Source organism: Pseudomonas sp. M5A4_2d (genome assembly GCF_053345295.1).
In genome coordinates, this window is record NZ_JBKEZW010000017.1 from 11,047 (window position 1) to 33,780 (window position 22,734).

The following is a 22,734-nucleotide window of genomic DNA, read 5'->3' on the forward strand; positions in this document are numbered from 1 at the left end:
TCATCCCAGTCCAAAGGTGAAAATTTCAAAAAAACAGAAAAAAGCAGCGGTTAGACCACGTTTAGTGCTCCGTCAGAAGAATAGTGGTCTGACCCCATTTTTTCATTTCTCTTCCTTTACGATGCAAAAAAACACCCGTTTTTATCTATCCAAATCACTCCAGGAATCTCATAAAAATAAACTGTTAATTCTACATCATTTTCAGATTCTGCGCCTTTAGGCCAGCCTTCTCTTAGATAAGAAATAATCTCTTTCACACTTAGATCCCAATGGGCTGCTTCATCATAAATAGAGAGCTTGGGAAGTGGATTACTTGGGGAAATATAGCAATCAGCACCTGGCTTAATGAATTTAATCTTACCGTTAACCAGGAGACACTCGACCATGTAAAAAAACGCATCTTTTCTCTGTTCAAATGTAAATTCAGGGTTCCATGAGCCAATTGAGCTAAAAAGAGCCGATACCCATAGACCAAACGAATCACGCACTATTTCATCAAAAAACTTTACAGTCATCATGGCTTCCCAATCAAAAATTTTATTTCCGGATTGTACGTGGTACCTGTAGCTGCTTTGGGAACATCTATGGTCCACGCAGGCCCAGTCTGACCGGATGAAGACGAGAAGTTTCTCAAGGTGAAGTTCCCTTCCGGAGTACTTACAACATAAATATCACCTTTCCCTGGAATAGTGCGGGGAGAAGGTAAAGAAGTAGACCTTGTTAGCTCTGAAAAATATCGCTTAACCTCTACGTCTGTTGCACCAGAGAATATTTTAGCATTGCCCGTGTTCGGAACCTCAATGAGAGAGCGATCACCAATTTGGATTCCACTTCTGGTATTGGTAGGACTAAACAGCTCAGCTATCTCCGCGCTACGACTTATGCCTGGATTGCCTTTCGGACCTCCATTCGGCCTCATCCCTCCAAGTGTCGCACCTAGTAATGTACCAGCAGCGGCATCCCAAAATGAAGACTGGTCTCCATCTCGCAGTGCAGCCAACTCCGTTGCGATCGTTAAAGTCGCAGTCGTGTTGTTGCTGATGATAATTGCCGCGATCGTAGTGGCTTCATTCGTATGACCTTGTGCATAGAGCGATTTGGCCAATTCACGCAGCTTGGGCTCATCAGCGATTAGTCGACTTGATGCTGCGTCACATGCGGTGGGAGCAGCTTTGCAAACCGATCGCAACTCTACGTTTCTATCCTCGTCAAGTTGCGCGTAACGGGCACGAATCTCATTTTTCTCATCCTCAGTTTTCTTGCTATCAACCTCCTCAATCATCTCCTCTACTTCGTGGTGAAACAGGTAGTTGTACTGTGTCGCAGTACCCGCCACCCATGCCCCCGTTTGCAGACTTTTCGCATCAGCACCATCTAGTACCGAAGCCGCAAGCACACCAATCAACTGCGAGTTCATGACCAGCAAACCTTTCTTCTGGTCATCGGGCATGGCGGCGTAGTTCTTGGCGAGGCTATCTACCAATGCTTCAGTTACGCCAGCTGCCAGCGCTCCTGTGCGGAAGTCGCCTCCAGAAGCCTCTGCTGCCAACCCGCCCATCAACGCATGCAACCCAATCTTGGTAATGCCACCCTCTGCAAACCGGCCCTTGGAAACATCCCCGACCAGGTTAAATCCATAAGCCGCAAATGCATTGGCCAAGCTATTTTGCAACGCCTCCCCAAGACGGGCTTCCCCTCCGAGCGCGCGATCCACCAAGACGGATGTTCCGTTTTGCAGTACTTGGTTGGCCGTGAACTGCCCCACGCCTTGCCAAGTGCTCAACGGACTTACGGTGGCAACAGCGCCAGTGTTGGGTAGTGCGGTGGAAGTACCGGTCTGAGTGCTGGTCCACTTGTCATAAACACCAGCAGTCAAGCCAGCAGTGACACCGGATACCACATAGCCCCTCATCGCATCGCTCGAAGTTACATCCTTCAAGACAGCGCCCAGGTTGCCACGGTTATTGATGGTGCTGATTGCACCGTTACTCGCCATGCCGCCGAGAACGACGCTCCCCGCAGCATTGGCCCAGCCCGCAGCAGAGGTAGCGGTGGCAGCAGCCGTCGCCCCTGCCATCGACGTCCCAGTCCCTGCAGCAGCAATTGCACCGCTGGCGGCACCCATCGTGAAGTACGTCACGATGATTGCAATGATGATTTGCGCGCCGGCGCCTAAGCCTGAATTGCTATATTTGAAACTGTCATGCAGCTCTTTAACCTGGCGCCAATCCACATCTCCGCGCTTCTCGGCCTCTTTCAGCCAAGCCAACTGCGGGTCGGCTTTAACCATCGCATCAATCGTCTGGCTAACCGTATTCTGATCGATCTGCTTGATATCAATCTTCAAGCCATCGACGGCTTTAATCACGACGTTGCCTTCTGCAACTATCTGCGTCTGGCGTAGAGTCTCGTCGGTGTTGCCCTTGCCCTTGGAGCTAGTCCAGGCGAGATCACCCTTGCTCTTGGTGTGGCTCTCGTCGTGCAAATCCTTCACCGCCTCAAACGTCACCGCCCCACCACTGACAATCGCAATATCCCCGCCACTGTCGAGCTTCGCCGCTTGATACTTCTGGTCCCCGCCGCTCTGCAACGTCAGGTCGCCACCGGTCTTGATCTCACTCCCCACATTCGTCACCTGGGTGACTTCATCACGCTGGGTTTTCTTGCTGCCCCAACCGCCCTTTTTGCTCATGTCGTACAGCGAATAGTTGCTGTCTTGCGCGGCCAGCAGGCTCAGTTCGTTGTCGGCGTGTACGTAGGCTTCGTTGCCGGCGCTGATTTTGCTGGCGACCAGGGTCAGGTCGGTGCCGGCGATGGCGATGAGGTCGCCGCCGGCTTTGAGTTCGGCGCTTTGCTGGGTGACGGTGTCGAGTTGGGTGGTGGTTTTGGTGCCGCCTTTTTTGCCTTTTGAGTAGTCGTGTTGTTCGTTGGCGGCGGCGGCCAGGGTGAGGTTTTCGCCGGCTTTGACGCTGAGGTCTTTGGCGGCGCTGACGGTGCTGGCGACCACGGCGATGTCGCGGCGGGCGTCGATGGCGAGGTTGCCGCCCACGTCCACGTTCGAGCCGTGTTGCAGGGTGGTTTGCTCGGTGCCTTTGACGCGGCGGCGTTGGTAGGCGTAGTCGTCCTGTTCGGTCTGGCTGGCGATCACCACGTCGCGCCCGGCGGTCACGCTGGCGTTGCCACCGGCCTTGAGGTCGCTGCCGATGTTGAGCACATCGCGCCCGGCGTTGAGCTTGAGGGTGTCGGTGGCTTCGAAGCGCGAGGCGTCGCTGGCCACGTCGTTGCGCAGTTGGTAGCCCTCGCCTTCCTGTTTGAAGGTGGTGACGGTGCGCTCGTTGAGGATGTCGCCGGTCACGGCGGTGGCGCTGATGTCGCGGGCGTTGATGATGCCGCCACGGGTGTTGCGGATCGAGTCGGTGGCGAGCATTTCCAGGCGGTTGCCGGCTTGCATCAGGCCGCTGTTGTCGATGTTGCCGGCGACCATGCTGAGGTTGTTGGTGGCGCGCAGGGTGCCGCTGTTGTGCAGGTCGCCGCCGGTGATCAGGCTCACGTCCTGGCCCTGAATCAGTGCGCCGTTGGGCGCCAGGCGGTTGTTGGCCTGGGCCAGGTAGAGCACCGGGGTCAGGACTTTTTGGCCGTTGACCTCGGCTTCTTCCATCCACACGATGTCGTGGGTCAGCGCCGCGACTTGTTCGGCGGTAAGCGACACGCCGAGTTGCAGCTTGAGCGAGTCCTTGTAGCTGATGGCGTTGTCCATCAGGTAACGGAACAGCGCGTCGTCACTGGCGATGCCGTCGATGTAGCGCTGGCCGGTGCGGGCCACCACGGCTTCGCGGATCAGGCGTTGCTCATAGAGACCATCGCCCAGGCGTTTCCAGGCGGTATCAGGGTTGTAGCCCAGTTTGCCCAGCAGATAATCGGAGCTCATGAACTGCTTGAGGTCGGTGAGCGCCGGGTTGGTTTCGATGAGGTATTTGTGGCTGTTGTCGACCGCGGCGATTTGCGGCAGCCCTTGCACGCGGGTAACCGTCGGTGCGCGGATGTCCAGGTTCAGCGGGCCCTGGCCAGTGACTGCGCCGCTGAGTGGCTGGCCATCGACGCTGAATCCACGCTCTTGCACGGCGCTGTAGTCCAGCGGTTTTTCGCGGTCTTTGTCGGCAATCTGGCGGCCGCCGACGCTGAAGTCGCCATTGCCCGTGGAGGCGCTGGCGGCGCTGTCCGCCTTGGCTTGTTGGCCGCTCAAGCGGAACAAACCGTTCTGGCCGGTGGGCAGGCTGAAGCCGGGCAAGGTGGCCGGGTTGACTTGGCGCTGGGCCAGGTCTGGCGGCAGTTGCGCGGTAATCGCCGGTTTCACCGTGGAGGCGAACACGTCGGAGTTGGTGTTGTGGTTTTGCGCCGGGGCCTTGATGTCGGTGGCGTTGGGGCGAATCACGCTGTTGTCGATTTTCTGCGTGGCGTTGACCGTCACCGATCCAGCCGCCTGAATCACCGCTTGGGCAATAACGCTGCCGGCGGTCGGCACCACGTAGGTGCTGGTTTCGTAAAAGTTACCGATGCCGGCCATGATCTTGGCCAGGGTCATTTCACCTGGGCGGTAGTCGCCGGAGTTGGGGTTGTTATAGACGTTGAACTGGTTCTGGCGCTCCATGAAGGTGTTGTAGAAGCTGCGGTCACGGGTATAAAAGCCCGAATTCAGGTGCACTTCTTCGCCGCCGGCCGCGCCACGGTTGGTCAGCACGTCGGTGTTGATCAGGATGTTCTTGGCGGCAGACACCGAGCTGTAGAGGTTATCGAAGGTCTGGCTGCCGACGGTCAGATCACCACCGGCGTTGATGAACGCCGAGGCCGAGCTGCCGACCAGCACGTCTTCGTATTTCTCTACGGAGGTGAAGTACAGCTCGCAGCCTTTGCCCTTGCAGAAGTCGTTGGAATAGATATTGAGGTTGCCCGAGACCAGTTTCTTTTCCGTGCTGAACTGGTCGCGGCGGTTGCTCAAGGTGTCGGCCAGCAGGCGCATGTTGCCGGCACTTTCCAGGCTGCCGGAGAGGTTTTCGATCAGGCTGCTGCGCGCGCCCGCATCGTCGCGGGCTATGTCCAGGCCGCCGAGGCTGTAGAAGTCGCCGTAGCTGTTGCGCACATCGTTAGCGCGCAAGGTCATGTCGTTGCCGCTGAACAGCAGGCCCCTGTGGTTGAGCAGGTGGGTGGCGTTGAGGCGGACTTTTTCCGCGCCGCCCAAGGTGCCGTAGTTGTTCAGGGTGGTGGCGTTTACCGTGAGGTCGCCGAGGGCGGTCAGGCGCCCGCGGTTGGTCAGGGTGCTGCTGTTGACCTGGGTGACCGCGCCGCCGGCAATGCGGGCGTTTTCGCCCAGGTCCATGCTGGCGCTGGTGAGGGTCATGGCGCCGAGGCTGCTGACCCGGCCGTTGCCGCTGTAGCCGCCGCTGAGCGTGAGGTTGAGGCTGCCGTCACTCGCCAGCAGGCCGTCGTTGGTCCAGGTGTCGCCCGTGCCGGTCAGGCTTTGTGCGCCCAACAATTGGCCGCTGGCGGTCTGGGTGAATTGGCCGATGTCGAGGTTCAAGCGCCCGGCCTGGATCACGCTGCTGTTGGTCCAGCTCGCTGCCTTGATGTCCAACTGGCCGTTGGTGACAAAGCTGCCGCCGGCACGGGTGACTTGATCAGACGTCAGGTCGAATTTGCCGCTGCCGGTGTGCACGATACGGCCACCGTTGTTGTCGAGGTTGCCGGCTTGCAGGTTGAGATTTTCGTTGGCACTTTCCAGCGCGCCGGAGCGGTTATCCAACAGCCCTGACACGTTGATATCGGTGTTGCCCGCGCGGCCCATGGCGCGCAGGTTGCCACCAGCGTTGTTGAGGGTTTGCGCGGCAAGGCGCAGGGTGTCGTCGCTTTCGATCAGGCCGAAGCGGTTGCTCAAGGTGCCGGTGAGGCCGAAGTCGATGCTGCGGGCGCCGACCTTGCCGCCATTGTTGGCCGCCGTGCCCTGGTTATCGAAGTCTGCGGCGGTGACCTTGAGCAAGGTGTTGGCATACACGCCGCCGCCCTGGTTGTTCAGGCTGCTGGTGACAATGCGGTTTTCACCGCCCAGGGCGGACAGGTGCCCCAGTTGGTTGAGCACACCGCCCTTGGCGTCGATATCCAGCGATTGCGCCTGGGTGATGCCGCCGCCGTTGTCGAACAGGCCGCTGACCAGTTTGATCCAGCCTTTGCCGCTGTTGAGGATGCCGCCGCTGGTGTTGGCCACGTTGGCCGCGTTCAGGTCCAGGTTGCCGCTGAGGCTGTCGACTCGACCGCCCTGGTTGTTGAGGGCGCCGCTCAGACGCAGCAGGTTGTCGGTCTGGCTTTGTAAGGTGCCCTGCTGGTTATTGAGGGTGCGTGCGGCAAGTTCCAGCTTGCCCTTCTGGCTGTAGATCAGGCCGTCTTGCTGGTTGTTGAGGTCACCGGTCAGCAGTTTGATCAGCAGGTCTTGCTGGCTGGCGAGGGTGCCTTTGCCACTGTTGTTCAAATCGCCGCTGGCGAGGGTCAGGTCGAGCCGGTTTTGGCTGACCAGTTGGCCGCCACGGTTGTCGAGGCTGGCGGCGTTCAGCAGCAACGCGCCGCCACTGGCCAGGCGCGCGGTGTTGGCGTTGATCAGCGCACCGCTGAGGGTACCTTGCAGGCTGCCCTGGCTGATCAGTTGGCCGGCGCTGTTGTCCAGGCTCTGGCCGATCAGGTTGATGTTGGCCGCGCTGATCTGGCCGCCACGGTTGAGGATCTGGCTTTGGGCGTGATTGAAGCCCAGCAATTGGCTGGAGGAAATCAAGCCGTTGTTGCTGTTATCCAGGCGCCCGGCAATGCTGAGGCCCACATCGCCCTGACTGGAGATGATGCCTTGGGCGTTGTTGAGGCTCGCCGCGCTGAGGGTTTGCAGGCCCTGGCTCACCAGAGCGCCCGCCGCGTGGTTATCGAGAGCGCCGCTGAGGTTGGCTTGCAAGCTGCCGTTTTTGCTCGACAGCGTGCCTTCGGCGCTGTTGTCGAGGCTGCCGCCGGCCACGGTCAAACCGTTCCAGCCGGAGATCAGGCCCTTGTTGGCGTTGATCAGGGTGTTCGCCTCGACACGCAGTTGATCGGTGCTAAGGATGACCCCGCGATCACTGTTGTCGATACGCTGGGCCGCCACGCTGAACCCGATATTGCTGGAGATTTCGCCTTGTTCGCGGTTGGTGAGGTTAGCCAGGCGCGCAAAGCTCAGCGGCCCTTTGGCGCTGATCAGGCCGGCGCTGTTGTCGAGGTCGCCGCCTTGCAGGTCGATGGCCACGGCGCGTTCGCCGATCAGGTGGCCCTGGCGCTGGATCAGCTTTTGCACGACAAGTTGCAGGTTGCCCTTGGCCGAGACTTCACCGCCAAGGCTTGAGTCCACACGCTGCCCCGCCAGGCTGAGGTCGCCCTGGCTGTTGATCAGGCCTGCGGTGTTGTCGAGGTTAGCGACGTTCAGGCTCAAGGCCTGTTGGCTGCCAATCACGCCGTTGCGGTTGCTCACATCGGCCGCCGTCAGCGTGAGGTTGCCATCACTGACCAGTTGCCCGCCCTGGCTGTTATCCAGCGCGCCGGTGCTGAGGGTTTGGCGGGTACCGGCCGAGAGCCGGCCTTTGTCGCTGTTGTTCAATGCGCCCGCCGTTGCATCCAACGTGGTCGCAGCGCTGATCAGGCCCTGGTTACGGTTGTCCAGGGCGCCAGCGACCTTGAGGTCCAAAGCGCCACGGCTGGCAATCGCGCCACCGGCCTGGTTGTTAAGGCTGCCCGCCTCCACCTGCAAGAGGTTCTTGGCCGACACCACGCCCTCGACGCTGTTATCCAGCGCCTGGGCGATGCGCACCTGCAAGCTGTCGCCACTGATGACTTTGCCGCCACGGTTATTCAGCGTGTCGGCCGCCAACAGGAATGATTGCGTGCTGGAAAGCTCGCCGCCCTGGCTGTTGTCGACGCTGCCGAGGTTGCGCAGCAGTAATTGGCCAGGGGTGGCAATCAGGCCGTGGTCACGGTTGATCAGTTGCCCGTGGTTCAGGTCCAGGTCGATGCTGGTATTGCTGACCAGTTCGCCGCGGTCATGCTGGTCCAGCCCGGCGAGGTTTGCCTGCAGCGTGGACTTGGCGAAGATCGAGCCTTGCTGGCTGTTGTCCAGTTGCCCGGTTTTAAGCAGGATCCCGGCGTCACTGCTGATACTGCCGCGCTGGCTGTTGTTAAGGCCCGCGCTGCGCAGGTCAAGCTGTTGTTTGGCACTGATCACACCGGCCTGGCTGTTGTTCAGCGTGCTGGCATTGAGCGTTAACGCGCCGTCACTGAGTAACACGCCCTGCCCATGGTTAAGCAGATCGCCGCTCAGGTTGATGTTCACGCCCGTTTGGCTGATGACCCGCCCGCCCAGGCTGTTGTCCAGTTGCCCGCCGTTCAATTGCAGGCTTTGGCGTGCCGCCAACAGGCCTTTGTTCTGGTTGAGCAGGCGTTGCACGGTCAGTACCAGGCCGCCGTCACCAATGACCTTGCCGCCACTGTTGGTGAGTTGATCGGCACCCAGCCGCACACGGGCCTGGCTGGAGATTTCACCCTGCTGGTTGAGAATGCTCGGGCTATACAGGTCTACGCCACGGGTGGCGGCGATGAGGCCGCCGTTGCGGTTATCCAGGGCGGTGCCGGTAAAACTCAGCACGCCTTCGCTGACCAATTCGCCAGCTTGTTGGTTGAGCACGCCGACGGTTGCCAGCAGGTCGCCCTTGGCGCTGATACGCCCGGCGCCGTTTTCGATTTGACTGGCGCTGAGGGTCAGGCCGCCGTCGCTGCTCAGTCGGCCGCCAGTGCTGTTGTTCAGGCTGGCCAGTTCGATGCGGGTGTTGGCCTTGCTGCTGATCACGCCCTGCTGGCTGTTGTCGACGCTACCGCCGGTGAGGGTCATCGCCCCGTCGGCAATCACCAGGCCGCCCTGGTTGGCGAGCGTATCGCCGTGCAGTACCAAGGTGTTTTTACTCGATACCAGCCCGGCCTGAACGTTGTTGAGTTGGCCGACGCTAACCTGTTGCGCGCCCTGGCTGATCAGGTTGCCTTGATTGTGGTTATCAAACAGCCCGGCAATGTTCGCGGTCAGGTTGCCCTGACTGGCGACAGTGCCTTGGCCGCTGTTGTCCAGGCTGGCCGCCTGCACGGTCAGCAGGCTGGTGGCCGAGAAGATCCCCAGGCGGTTGTCGATGGCGCCGCTGGCGAGCACAGTGAGGTTGGCGCCCAGCAGTTTGCCGGCGCGGTTATCCAGGGTCGTGGCGGTAACGGTGGTTTGGTTGGCGGAGATTTCGCCTGCCTGGTTGCTCAGTAGGCCGGCGGTTACGTGGGCCTGTTGTTGGCTGGCCAGCAAGCCGTTTTCATTGCCCACTTGCCCGGCAATGAGCGTCAGGGAATTGAGGCCGATCACGCGGCCGTTCTGGTTTTGCAGGGTCGCCGCCGTGACGTCGGTGCTGTTGTCGCTGTGCAACACACCACCGGCGCGGTTATCCAGGCCCGTGGCATTGACCTTGAGGGATGCCGTGCCCAGCACGCGACCGCCACGGTTATCCACTTGGCCTGCGCTGACCACCGCGCTCGCGCCGCTCAACGTCGCGTTCTGGTTGTCGAGGTTGTGTGCAGCCGTCACCGTCAGGGTGCGGCTGGCAACCACACTTTGGGTATTTTTAAGGCTGCCCGCGGACACGCTGACATCGCCGTTGGCATTGCGCGTTTCATCGGCGTTGACGCCAGCCTCGATAATCCCGGTGTTGGTGACCTGGCCAGTGCTGGCCAGGGTGACGCTGTCGCGGGCGGCGAGGCTTTTCTGGTTGACCAGGCCTTGGGCGCTGGTGACCTGCACGCTGCTGCCGGCGTAGACCTTGTCGGTCAGGTTGACGCTCTGTGCGGTGACCTTGATGTTGCCGGTGGCGGCGGTCTGCGCCAGGCTCAAATGCCCATTGGCATCCAGTTGGATATCGCCGCCGCTGGCCGCCAGTGTGCCGTCGAGTTTCACGCCCACGCCGGCTTCGGTGCCCACCAGTTTGATCGCACCGGCGTACATGCCGCCCAATGCCGACGAGTCGATCGCCAGTTCCGGCTTGGCGCTGCCGTCATCGGCACGCGCCGTCGCATTCAAGGTCTGCGCGTTAACGTCGTTGCGCCCGGCGACCACGGTCAAGTTGCGCGCGTTGATCTGGGCATTGATCTTGGCCGAACGGGTGATGATTTCGAAACGGTCGACATTACTGGCGTTCAAGCCCTGGCCGTCGATGGTCACGGCGCCACCATCGACCTGGTAACGGTCCAGGCGGCCGTTGTCGAGCACCGGTTTGCCGGTGGTCAGGGTCACATTCGGGGTGTTGATGAAACCGCAGCCGCTGCAGGTGATGCCGTACGGGTTGGCCACGATAACCTTGGCCGACTGCCCCGCCACTTCGGTGTAGCCGCGCAATTGGCTGGGGCTGCCGCCGTTGACTTCGTTGAGGATGATGTTGGCGGCGCGGCCTTGCAGGTTCGGGTTGCCGAGGATAATCCCGCCCAGTTGGGTCGATTGGGTGCGGTCGGTGGCGTTGTTAAGGATTACGCCATTGGTGCCGACGTTGTAGTCCTTGAACTGGTTGTGGGACAAGCCACTGCCATTGGGTGCTGCGATGTTTACGATCGGCACGCCATTGCCCGCCGCGCCCAGGCTGGTGCCCGGGGCGCTGACCACGATGCCTTCGGCATTGGCCAACAACGGCTGCCAGAACAATGCATTGGCCAGGATCAGCGCCAGCCCGCGTTTGGGCAGGCCGATGAACGAGTCACGGCGTTTCAGGGCAGCAGAAGGCTGGCGAGCGAGGAAGGCAAACTGGCGAACATCCATTTCAAATTCTCGATGCAACTGGGCGTTGAATTAGAGGAAAAAATCCATGCGAAAGTAGATCGGCGCTTCGCGGTCAAGCAGCGCGGCCGGTCGTTCCAGCGAGTGGGCAAAGGTCACGCTGGTGCTAACGTGCTGGCCACGGGCGAACAGCTCAAACGAATTGCTCGACACCCGGCCATGCACTTCCCGGTTGTAGCGAGCGTTACGGATAACACCTTGGTCATAGCCGACACTGGCGCCGTATTCGCCGAACACCGGGCGCAGCCAGTCGAGCGTCACCGGGCGGCTCCAGCGCAGGTCATTGCGCCAATAGCCGCCGCTGTCGCCATTGAGCTGCTGGTCTTTGAAACCGCGTACCGATGAGGCGCCACCGAGGCTCATGCGCTGGGGGCTGAACAACACGTCTTCACTGCGTTGGCCGGTGGCCAGGCTGATAAAACTGAACGACTCGCCCCACAGCTTGAACGGTTGCAGGTAGCTGACGGTGGCGGTGTATTTGCGGTAGCGCGCGTCCGGCACGCCAGGCCCCGGGTTGTGATTGCCCTGGGCGTCGAAGGCGCCGGTGCCGTTCTGCATACCGACGTCGAGGTTGACGAAGGCGCTGCCAATGCGGCGCCCATGGTTGATGCCCAACTGCAACTCACTGAGGCGATTGCTGCTCTCTTTGAGGTGGTTGTCGTTGATGTAGTTGTTGGTGCGCAGGTGGGCCAGGCCAACGTTCACCGAGGTTTTGCTCAGGGCGTCGCGGTGGATCACGCGCTCGGCGCGCAACTGGTGGTTTTGGCTGTCGCCGGTTTGCTTGAAGTCAAAGCCGTCGCCTTGGGCCACTGAGCGGTAATCGCTCTGGTTGTAGCTGTAACTGAAGTTCCACCAACCCCACGGCACGTTGTAGTAGAGCATCGCGTTTTTTGAGGTTTTCTGGTGATCGCTGATGGCGTCGTGGCCACCGCGCAGCACCAGTTGATCAGCCAGGCCCAGCGGGCTATCCCACTCAAAGCCGGTGCCCCACTGCTGCTCGCCGGTGCTGCGTTGCCCATCGTTATTGCGCGACAGGCTGGCACGCCAAGGTTTTTGCGGGTTGTTCTTGACCAACACGGTACTGCCGCCAACGGCACTGCCCGGCGTCAGTTCCATTTGTGCCTGGTTGGAAGGCAAGCGATTAAGCTGATCGATGGCTTGCTCGACTTCTCGCAGGTTGAGCAAGTCGCCGTTGTTGCCGGGAAAGGCCATGGCCAGTTCGCGATCGGACAGCTTGCTGTTGTCGGCGCCTTTTACGCCTTCAAGTTTGCCCTCCACTACCAAGACTTGCAGACGACCACTGGACAGGTCTTGCTGCGGCAAGTAGGCGCGGCTGGTGACCAGGCCTTTGACGATGTAATAGTCGGTAACGCGCTTGAGTAGTTGATTGAGCTGGGAAACGCCCAGGCACTGATCAACATAGGACTTGAGCAGGCGCTCGCGCTCAACGCCAGAAAGGCTGTCGGCACCTTTGAGTTCGATGTGCTGGATGGGGAAACAGCGGGTGTCCACCGGGCCGGCGGGAGCCACCGGGTTTACCTCTTTGCCAGGCAGGTCCTTGAGTTCTTCAAGACGCCGTTGTTGTTCTTCCAACAGGCGGTTTTGCCGGTCGCGAATCAAGTCCTGGTCGCCAGGATTGGTCGCGGCAAATGCGCTGTCAGGGGCACTAAGGCACAATAACGTCAGGCACAGTAATGGCCGAGTCCATGGCGTGAGCAGGTACATATTTCGTTCCGTCGAAAAACAATGGCGGCAAGCTATCATCGAACCTGGAGCATGCCAAGATTCTGGCAACCGTGATATTTACGTTAGAATATTTATTAAGCCATTGATTTATAATCACTTTTTTAATTTATCACTTTAAACAACCATGACTATTTCAGATGAACGGCAAATGACAAGCACTTGACACTCACAAAATAATAAAAATTTAAATAGGAGATCGCCTAGGATTTGCGCGAAACGTCTTAAAAAACACAAACAGTAACAAAGTTACTCTCGTATTCCGCTGTTGCGGCACCTCAACTCCAAGTGATGAAGGGCATCCACTGGAACACCCTAATGTGTTCCAGTGCGACGCCTTAGCGTCGTTAGTGCTCCAACGCATACCGCCGACAATGGTTGAGATAACCCTGCTCATGGCTGCCGACCAACTGCACCACACTGGTCCATAACCACGACGGCGCATCCAGTTGTTTAGAGCGGTTTTCCTGCAATGTTGCCATCCAGTCCTTGCGCGTCTCGCGGTCCATCTGCCGTGCGTGGGCAATGCCGACTACGCGGGCCAGGTATCCGGCGGCGTGCATGGCGTCGGTCTCGCTGAGTTCGTCCAGCTCCAGCTTCATGTCCTGGGGCAGCAATTCACGGATGAAAAAACCATGGTCGAGAAAACGCGTCGCGATCATGCGCCCACCCAGGCCCGGTGACAGCTGGCGGGCGCCTTCCACCACACGCCGGCCATTGTCGCGGGGCATCTTGGCCCGCGCTGCGCGGGGTGCGGCAGCGCCGACGGCTTCCTTGATGTCGATCAGGCAATATTCCTGATCGTCCTTGTCGCCTACGCCCAGCAGCGCCGCATAGCGCAACAAGCCCAAGGAGCTGCAACCCTTGACCCAATAAGCCGAGTCCAGCAGCTCAACCTTGGCGTCTTTGGGCCGGCCTTTGAGTGAGGTGACCAACTGATGAAGCTCATCGGAGGCGCAGAGCGTTTGCAGGGCGCTCTTCTCTGCCCGCGACAACGACCAGAAATGCTTGCCCAGTGGAATCGTCGGCCGTGCATTTTCGATGCGTTCACGCGCCAGGTTTTTCCAGGTGCGCTCCACCGCGCTGCGCATGCCGGCCTTGACCTGGGAGGGGCGTGGCGGCACTTCGTCGGGTTCGTCTTTGAAGGCTTGCTCGTAGCCCACCATCATTTCTTCGAGCATGCGCGCGGTGGTCACCCCCGGCAGGTCCGAGCCGCGCGCGGCGGTGGCCAGGGATAAGGCCAGACGCACCAGGTCGTGGGCCGGGTTGCCGATCACGGTCTGGTCAAGGTCACGTATATGCATGTCAATGCGGCCCTTGTTGTCGCCGGTAGGCCCCAAGTTACCCGCGTGACAATCACCACAAATCCAGATCGCCGGGCCGTGGGGCAAACGGCGGCCAGGGAGACTGTGCAGCCATTCATAGAACTGCACCGTGCTGCCACGCACGTAGGCGTGGGCGGAACGCGCCATCTTCAAGTTGCGCAATTGCGTGAGGTGGGGCATGCGATCGGAGGGACGCGGGGTTTTCATGGGTGAACTCGTGACGAGGGAGACAGTAGAGGGTAGCCCGTCGAGAATGTTTCATTTTGTTTCAAGGAAAAATCTCATTGCTGTTGTGCACACTCGGTCAGCCAACTTTTAAACGCGTGCATTGCCGAGGTTTCAGCCCGCGACTGCAAGCGCGTCAGCCAATAACTGCCAGTGGTGATGCCCACGTCGAACGGCTGGCGAATCACATCCGTCGCCAGTTGCCGCGAGAACATCATCGCTGGCGCCAGCGCCACGCCGATGCCTTGCAAGGCTGCCTCCATCATTGCCAGTGAGGAGTCGAACACGATATTGCGCGGTACCAGGGTGTCGGCCGGCAGCCCGGCGGCCTGGAACCACAGGTTCCACTCATCGGCGCGGTAGGAGCGCAGCAAGGTATGTTTGAGCACATCGGCAGGTGTGTGTAATTGCTCGGCGAGTGCAGGCACGCACAGCACCGTCAACGGCGCTTCCAATAATTGGCACGCTTCGGTGCCGTGCCAAGCGCCTGCGCCAAAACGAATAGCGTAATCCAGACCTTCGGCGGCCACGTCGACGCGGTTGTTGTGCGTAGACAGTCGCAGGTCGATAAACGGATAGCGGCTCTGGAACTCCGGCAGGCGCGGCAACAACCAGCCGACGGCAAAAGTGCCGACCGCGCCCACGGTGAGCACTTCGCGGTAATGCCCGCCCTCGAACTGGCCTAAGGTATGTGCAATACGGTCGAAGGACTCGCGCAACACCGGCAGCAGGGTTTCGCCCTCACTGGTCAGCATCAAGCCGCGTGGCAGGCGCTTGAACAAGGTGACATTCAGTTGGGCTTCCAGGCTTTTGACCTGATGGCTCACCGCCGCCTGGGTCACACACAGCTCAATGGCTGCCCGGGTAAAGCTCAAGTGACGGGCCGACGCCTCGAATGCACGCAGGGCATTGAGCGGCAAGTGGGAACGCAGCATGGCTTACCCCAAATTTTTCTAATGGCTGGTGCGAGATATCATCGTTTGTCGAAGGGGCAAAATCCACTTAGATTTGCGGCGCCTGCGCAGGCCTCGATTGTCAGAGCACCATTTATAGGGAAGCGAACCACCATGAACCACACACTACAAAAAATACTGATATCGGCCTTATTGCTCGGCTCCGGCACCTGCATGGCAGACGCCGATATTCGCCAGGTCGTCGACACCAGCGTCGTACCTTTGATGCAACAACAAGGCATCCCCGGCCTGTCCATCGCCGTGGTCAACAAAGGCAAGGCGCAATACTTTAACTACGGCGTAGCGAACAAAGACACACAACAGCCGGTGACCGAGGACACCCTGTTTGAAATCGGTTCAGTGAGCAAAACCTTCACCGCCACCCTCGGCGGCTATGCCCAGGCGACCGGCAAGCTCAAGCTCTCGGACAAGGCCAGCGAGCACCTGTCCGCACTGGCCGGCAGCGCCTTCGACCAGATCAGCCTGCTGCAACTGGCGACCTACACGCCAGGCGGCTTGCCCCTGCAGTTTCCCGACGCCGCCGACAGCGCCGAGAACATGCTCGGCTACTTCCAGCATTGGAAACCGACTTACGCACCGGGCGCGCAACGCCTGTATTCCAACCCGAGCATCGGGCTGTTCGGCTACCTCTCGGCGCAAAGCCTTGGCCAGCCGTTCAACGTGGCCATGCAGAAAACCCTGCTGCCGAAACTGGGCTTGACCAACACCCACGTCAGCGTGCCCGCCGACAAATCCGGCCAGTACGCCCAAGGCTATGACAAGCTCCAGAAACCCGTGCGCGTGAGCCCTGGCGCACTCGACAGCGAAGCCTACGGCATCAAGACCAGCACCCAGGACCTGGCTCACTACGTGATGGTGAACATGCACCCGCAAACCCTGGAAAAGCCGCTGCAACAAGCCATCGCAGCGACTCACGCCGGTTACTACACCGTGAACGGCATGACCCAGGGCCTGGGTTGGGAACGCTACCCCTACCCGATCACGCTGAACGCATTGCTGGACGGCAACTCCACGCCAATGGCGATGGAGCCGCACAAGGTCACTTGGCTGACACCCGCACAGCCGCAGCCGGCCAACGTGCTGTACAACAAAACCGGCTCAACCGGTGGTTTTGGGGCGTACGTGGTGTACGTGCCGAGCAAGGACATGGGCGTGGTGATTCTGGCAAACAAGAACTACCCGAATGCTGAGCGGGTCAAGTTGGCCTATACGATCTTGAGCGCGCTGGACCACTAACGCCTGGCAAAAACCAAATGTGGGAGCGGGCTTGCTCGCGAAAGCGGCGTGTCAGTCAACACATCTGTGGCTGATACACCGTATTCGCGAGCAAGCCCGCTCCCACACTTGGATCTTTATTGTGATGAGATTCGTGTACACACCGGAGCCGCCAAGCACTTCGATCTCGCCGACCTGCGCCTGTTTATCCATATCGCCGAATCCCCCAGCCTGAGCCAGGGCGCCAAGCGTGCGTTTCACTCGCCGGCCGCTGCCAGTGCGCGGATCACGGCGCTGGAAGGCCAGTTGGATACGCGCCTGTTGTACCGCGACAGCCGTGGCGTGGAAATCACCCCGGCGGGCGATCGGTTGCTGCACCCTGCGCGGCTGATCATGCGCCAGGTGGATTACCTGAAAAGCGAATTCACCCAGTACGGCGTGGACTCCGCGGGGCATATCCGCATCTTTGCCAACACCACGGCGGTGACCGCGTTTCTGCCGGGGGGTGCTGGCGGGCTTTTTGTCCCAGCGCCCGGACGTGACCGTCGACCTGCAAGAAACGCCTGTCCCGCGATATCGTGCGCGGCGTGCTGGATGGCACCAGTGACATGGGCATCATTGCCGAGCCGTTAGAAGCCGCGGGCTTGCAGGTGCTGCACTTCAGCACGGATGAGCGGGTGTTAATGGTCCCGCTAGACCACCCGCTGGCCAATCAGCCCTCGGTGAAGCTGGATGAGCCCTGGACCATTCGCGAACGCAGTATCCTGGTGCGTGAACTGGAAACACTGCCGAGCACCCTTCGGGCGTTGATTGCCACATTGATGCCGCAAAGCGCCTAAGCTCAACAGTCACCTTGCCAGAGGAGACTCCCATGCAACTTGAAGGGTCCTGCCATTGCGGCGCCGTCACGTTCAGCCTGACCAGCCAGCACCCCTACCCCTACCAACGCTGCTACTGCTCGATCTGCCGCAAGACCCAGGGCGGCGGCGGTTATGCGATCAACCTGGCCGGTGATACGCAAAGCCTGAAGGTTCAAGGCCGCAAACACATTTCGATCTACCACGCCCGCCTCAAGCCGGACGGCGCCAGCCGCGCCCATGCAAGCACTGCCGAACGGCATTTCTGCTCGCAATGCGGCAGCGCCCTGTGGCTGTTCAGCCCAGAGTGGCCGGAACTGATCCACCCCTTCGCGTCGGCCATCGACACGCCGTTGCCGGTACCGCCGCAACACACGCATTTGATGCTCGGTTCCAAGGCCCCATGGGTCGAAGTCAGCGTGCGAGAAGGCGACGTGCAGTTCGATGAATACCCCGAAGAGTCCATTGCCCAATGGCATGAGCGATTAGGGCTGACGCGTTAACAGTCTTTGACAGTTTCCCGACAAAGCTCTCAAAGATTGTTGGCCGGCGGCGCCCTAGCATTCGAGCATCCAAACCACCATCCGGGTGCTCTTCATGTTTCGCACATTGCGCGGTATTCCGCTATTGGGTTGCCTGCTCGGCAGTATCGGTTGCCATGTGCAACCGCCTGCCCCGCCGCCGATTCCCAAAGGCGATTACGGCGCGATCATTCGTTACCTGCAAACCCGCATTCCCCAGGAAATGGCACGTGAGAACGTACCCGGCCTGTCGATTGCGCTGGTCAATGGCCAGGAGCTGATCTGGGCGCGCGGCTTCGGCGTGGCCGACAAGGCCCAAGGTGTGCCGGTGACACCCAACACGGCGTTTCGCGCCGGCGGCATCGCCAAACTGCTCACGGCCACGGCGGCGCTGCAATTGGTCGAGCAACAGCGCCTGGCGCTGGATGCGCCGATCCAGCAGACGCTGCGCGAGTTCCACGTGCGCTCGCGCTTTCACAGCGACCAGGCGGTCGCCGACAGCGATATCACCCTGCGCCGCTTGCTCAGCCACCAGTCCGGTTTGCCCAGCGAACACCTGCGTGACGTGCGCAGCACTTTCGCCATGGGCCAGATGCCGATGCGCGTATCCGGTGTTTGGCTAAGCAGCCCGCCAGGCTCGCAAGTCGCCTATTCCAACCTGGGTTATTCGTTGGTCGGCGCCGCCATTGAACGCAGCAGCGGCAAAAGTTTCGAAGCGCAATTGCAAAGCAGCCTGCTCAAGCCACTGGAGATGAACCAGTCGAGTTTTGTCGGCACCGGTACGCAGTTGAGCTTCCGCGCGTTGGGCTACGAAGACGGTGTGGCGAGTACCGATGCACAGGTACGTGACCTCGCCGCCGGGGGCTTATGGGCAAGCCCCAAAGACCTCAGCCACTACGTGCAGATGCTGTTCGCACAAGGCCTCTATAAAGGTCATCGTGTGTTGGGCAGTGCATCGATTGATCAGATGTTCACCCAGCAAAACACCGGCAATGCCCTGGATTTCGATTGCCAGATGGGCCTGGGCTGGTTTTTGGCACCGTGCGGCGATGAACCGATCGGCCCCGGTGTGCGCACCTATCAGCACAGTGGCGGCGGCGACGATTTTGCGGCGCAGTTGAGCGTGCTGCCGGACCAGCAATTGGCGGTGATCATCATGGCCAATGACGGCAACGCCGAAGAACTGGTCGCCCGAATGGCCACCGAGACGCTGCGCCTGATGCTCCAGGCGCAAACCGGCCAATCCATCTGCGCCGACGACTGCCAGGCACCCAACCATGGGCTCAAGTTGCGTCACGTGCCCGCCGCCATCGACCGCAAGCGTCTGGCCGGCTTTTATGCCACGGCCTGGGGAGTGTTCCGGATCAAGGATGACAATAAGCGGCTATCCGGCGAGCTGGCCGGGTTCGACTTCGAATTGTTGCGCGATGAGCACGGCTGGCTGCGCGCGCAGAAAAAAGTCCTCGGCGTCTGGCTCAAGGACCTCGGCGAACTGGGCCGCGTGCAGTTGGACGTGGTCACGGTGCAAGGTCGCCAGATGCTCACTGCTCGTAGCCACGGCCAGCGCCTTGCCATCGGCGAGCGCATCGAACCGCCGCCTTTGCCAGTGGCCTGGGCCGACACCATCGGCACCTACCAGGTGCTTAACACCCATGAGCCCGACGCACCGCTGAGCGGTATCAGCGTGCGCCTCGAAGAAGGCTTCCTGGTGATTCGCGGCCAATTGCACAACGAGCCGCTGACCGACTACATCCTGCTCCCGGTCGACAACGCTCACGCCGTGCTGGCCGGCAATGGCTACGGCCTTGGCGACACCGTGAGCCGCCAGGTCAACGGCCTCAGCGCTTCGGGCTACTCCTTCAAACGCACGCAATCGCCCCACAACCTCTTGAATTTCTAACACGGAAGAACCGCCTGATGCGCTCAAAAAACCTGTGCCTGTCATTCACCTCACTGTGCCTGCTCGCCGCCGCCGACACCGCGATTGCCGAAGACTGGCAATACAGCCTCAAGGCCGGCGTGGCCAACGCGCCACGCTACAGCGGCAGCGACGAACGCATGACCGCGCCAGTGCTGGGCGGCGAAATCGTCAGCCCTTGGGGGATCTTCCTCGATACGAGCAAGGGCTTGGGCTGGGGTTACGAAGGCAATGCCCTGAGTTTTAGCGCCTATGTGGGTGCCAGCGCCTCACGCAAGGATAAAAACCAAAGTTTGCATGCCGGCTCCAACCGCCTCAAAGGCCTGGGCGAGATCAAGTCACGCGCGCAATTGGGCGTGAGTGCGGCCTACAACCTGGGCGGTGTGATAGTCGGCGTAACCCTGGAACACGCGCTCAAGGAAGATGACCACAAGGACACCGGCAAGGCTTACACCCACCTGGAACTGAACCTGGGAACCACGCTTTATGAGGGCCGCTTCGGCTCCGTCGATGCCGGCCTCAGCAGCCACTTCGGCGACCGTAATTACCTGCAAACCTGGTACGGCGTGACCACCGGCCAGGCCGCGCAAAGCCGGTTCAAGGCATACAAGGCCGGTGCGGGCAATATCAGCAATGGCATGAACCTGGTGTGGAGCCTGCCGATTAGTGAGCACACCCAGTTCTCGACCTTGCTGGATGTACAGTACCTGGCAGATGAGGCGGGCAAAAGCCCGATTGTGGAGCGACGGTTGCAGACGTCGGTGATGGGGGTTGTGGAATACACGTTCTGATCGGGTAGCCTGATAAAAATGTGGGTGCTGGCTTGCCTGCGATGACAGTGTGTCAGCTATACAAATATTAGCTGACCGTCCGTTATCGCCGGCAAGCCAGCGCCCACACTGAATCGGTTAACAGAACAACAGCCTGCTTGCCTCAAGCCTTACTCGGCATACGCCCACGTCATCCGGAACGACGCCCCGCCCCACTCCGAATCCAGCACTTCCACCTGCCCGCCGTGCCACTGGCTGACCCGTTTTACCAGCGCCAGGCCCAAGCCGAACCCACCCGTGCGGCGGTCGCGGCTGGTGTCCAGACGCAGGAAAGGCTCGAAGATCTTGGCGCGGCCGTCCAACGGCACACCCGGGCCATCGTCATTGACCTGCACCGCGTAACCGCTGCCGAACTTGACCAACGACACTTCCACACGACGCTCGGCATAACGAATGGCGTTGCGCAGCAGGTTGATCACCGCGCGGGCCATAAAGCGCGGCTCAATCTGGATAAAGTCAACCTCACACGTGCGCAACGTCAGCTGCACCCCCGCCGCTTCCGCCTCCAGGGCCACGCTGCCGATGACACTGTCGAGCCAACTGTGGGCCTCGATATTTTCCCGGGTGACCTGGGTGGCGCCGCGCTCCAGGCTGGCGTAGGTGAGCAGTTCGGAGACCATTTCTTCCAGTTCGCCCAGGTCGGCATACATGTCGGCGATCAGCGCGCGGCTCTGGCGCGGGTCGGCCTGTTGTTTGAGTTGATCGAGTTCAAACGACAAGCGCGCAATCGGCGTGCGCAACTCGTGGGAGACGGCGTTGGTCAGTTCACGCTGGTTGGCGATCAGGCTTTCGATGCGCTCGGCCATCTGGTTGAAGTGCCCGGCCAGCTCACGCACCGTGGAGCGGCGCGGCAGCAGGATGCGCGACGCCAGGTCGTTGTCGCCAAAGCGTTGCGCAGCCAGGCGAATATGCTCCAGGTCGCGCCAGTGCGGGCGTACCCAGAAATACAACACGATCGCCAGGCTCACCCCCAGGAAACCATAGGCCCACAGGTACAACCATTTGGGCTCTTCGGGCAACTTGATGTCCAGCAACTGCGGGCCGTCGTCAATATTGGTGATGAACTCCATAAAGTCCCCACGCACCACCAGTTGGCCGTCCGCCAGGAGTTTTTGCTCGCGCTCATCCAGCGCCAGGCTATCGCGCAACACCAACTTAAGGCGCAACCCGTAATGGGGTTGAAGCTCTGCCAGGCGAGCGTCCCGGGCCGGCCCTTGCAGAGGCCGCAGTTGCTCCACCAGCCCGTAAGCCGGGCCGCGCAGGGCTTCGCGGTTATACACTTCGTTGGCCTCGGGCAATAACTCGTCGAAGGTGTAGTTGACCAACCAGATCGCCCCCGCCAAACCGAGCGCCAGAATCACATACAGGCGCAGAAACAGGCGCAGCATCTAAACCTCCCACGCAAACGGATTGAACAGGTAACCCTTGCCCCAAATAGTCTTGATGCACACCGGCTCACGAGGATTGTCGTTGAGCTTGCCGCGCAATTTGCTGATGTAAACGTCGACGCTGCGGTTAAGGCCGTCGAAGGCAATACCGCGCATGCGGTTGAGAATGTCGTCGCGGGAGAGGATTTTCCCCGAGCTGCTGGCCAACAACCACAGCAACTCGAATTCCATGGTGGTGAGGTCGATCTTCTCATCGCCCAGGCTGACCACCCGGCAACTGCGATCAATCGACAACCGGCCAAACTCCAGTGAACCACGCACGGTGGGCTCGGGCACCTGGCGGCGTTGCAGGGCGCGCAAGCGTGCCAGCAATACCGGCGGTTTGATCGGTTTGATCACATAGTCGTCGGCCCCGGACTCCAGGCCCAGAATATGGTCCAGGTCATCTTCCTTGGCGGTCAGGATCACGATGGGCGTGTCGGATACATTACGAATCTCGCGGCACACGTGCAGGCCGCTCTGGCCGGGTAACATCAGGTCGAGCACGACGATCTTCGGCTTGAAGTCGAGGAATGCCGCCAGGGCCTGATCGCCTCGGTGCACAACGCGCACCTCGAAACCGTGTTGTGACAGGAAATGCGCGATCAGCCCTGCCAGCTTTTCATCGTCCTCAACGAGCAGGACCTTGCCCAGACCCAGGTTTTCCATAAATTCTCAGTGTGGATGCGCGGATTGAAGTGCGGGCATTATAGGTGGCAAGCTGAACAACAGAAGCAACCGGCCATTACGGGCCGACGAAGCTTCATGCTTTTAAGAGTTTTTAACAAATACCCCG

At 60.2% G+C, this 22,734-nt stretch carries 11 protein-coding genes and 1 pseudogene; 5 read left to right on the forward strand and 7 right to left on the reverse strand.

The genetic code is table 11. The features are described 5' to 3' along the window. Positions 1–116: 116 nt before the first annotated feature. The 5 genes from ACLBW8_RS27285 to ACLBW8_RS27305 all read right to left on the reverse strand — a co-directional run bounded on the left by ACLBW8_RS27285 (position 117) and on the right by ACLBW8_RS27305 (position 15,131). Positions 117–515, reverse strand: a complete 399-nt coding sequence (locus ACLBW8_RS27285) for a hypothetical protein (RefSeq protein WP_221294922.1) — start codon at positions 513–515, stop codon at positions 117–119. Then, on the reverse strand, positions 515–10,885 hold the full coding sequence (locus ACLBW8_RS27290) for a two-partner secretion domain-containing protein (protein WP_447806778.1): 10,371 nt from the start codon (positions 10,883–10,885) through the stop codon (positions 515–517). Before ACLBW8_RS27290 ends, ACLBW8_RS27285 begins: the two co-directional genes overlap by 1 nt. Before the next feature lie 30 nt (positions 10,886–10,915). Next, positions 10,916–12,628: a ShlB/FhaC/HecB family hemolysin secretion/activation protein gene (locus tag ACLBW8_RS27295; RefSeq protein WP_447806779.1), complete on the reverse strand. Its 1,713-nt coding sequence runs from the start codon at positions 12,626–12,628 to the stop codon at positions 10,916–10,918. 365 nt (positions 12,629–12,993) lie between these two features. Next, positions 12,994–14,178 carry a DUF2252 domain-containing protein gene (locus ACLBW8_RS27300; protein ID WP_064452665.1) on the reverse strand — a complete coding sequence of 395 codons (1,185 nt, stop codon included), beginning with the start codon at positions 14,176–14,178 and terminating at the stop codon, positions 12,994–12,996. Between the two features lie 74 nt (positions 14,179–14,252). Next, positions 14,253–15,131, reverse strand: a complete 879-nt coding sequence (locus tag ACLBW8_RS27305) for a LysR family transcriptional regulator (RefSeq protein WP_447806780.1) — start codon at positions 15,129–15,131, stop codon at positions 14,253–14,255. 132 nt (positions 15,132–15,263) lie between these two features. Between ACLBW8_RS27305 and ampC the strand changes: the two genes are divergently transcribed. The 5 genes and pseudogenes from ampC to ACLBW8_RS27330 all read left to right on the forward strand — a co-directional run bounded on the left by ampC (position 15,264) and on the right by ACLBW8_RS27330 (position 20,472). Next, positions 15,264–16,406: a class C beta-lactamase gene (ampC, locus tag ACLBW8_RS27310; protein ID WP_447806781.1), complete on the forward strand. Its 1,143-nt coding sequence runs from the start codon at positions 15,264–15,266 to the stop codon at positions 16,404–16,406. Positions 16,407–16,535: 129 nt separating this feature from the next. Then, positions 16,536–17,224, forward strand: a pseudogene (locus ACLBW8_RS27315) (LysR family transcriptional regulator). Positions 17,225–17,256: 32 nt separating this feature from the next. Then, positions 17,257–17,745, forward strand: coding sequence for a GFA family protein (locus ACLBW8_RS27320; protein ID WP_447806782.1), 489 nt, complete (start codon positions 17,257–17,259; stop codon positions 17,743–17,745). Positions 17,746–17,839: 94 nt separating this feature from the next. Next, positions 17,840–19,663: a serine hydrolase domain-containing protein gene (locus ACLBW8_RS27325; RefSeq protein WP_447806783.1), complete on the forward strand. Its 1,824-nt coding sequence runs from the start codon at positions 17,840–17,842 to the stop codon at positions 19,661–19,663. Positions 19,664–19,680: 17 nt separating this feature from the next. After that, entirely contained in the window at positions 19,681–20,472 is a 792-nt protein-coding gene (locus ACLBW8_RS27330) for a MipA/OmpV family protein (protein WP_447806784.1), read from the forward strand. A gap of 149 nt (positions 20,473–20,621) precedes the next feature. Here ACLBW8_RS27330 and ACLBW8_RS27335 read toward each other — a convergent pair whose 3' ends face one another. Continuing rightward, a complete protein-coding gene (locus ACLBW8_RS27335; RefSeq protein ID WP_064452671.1) occupies positions 20,622–21,899 on the reverse strand; it encodes an ATP-binding protein in 1,278 nt (425 codons plus the stop codon). After that, a complete protein-coding gene (locus ACLBW8_RS27340; RefSeq protein WP_064452672.1) occupies positions 21,900–22,607 on the reverse strand; it encodes a response regulator in 708 nt (235 codons plus the stop codon). It abuts the gene before it with no gap. Positions 22,608–22,734 lie beyond the last annotated feature (127 nt).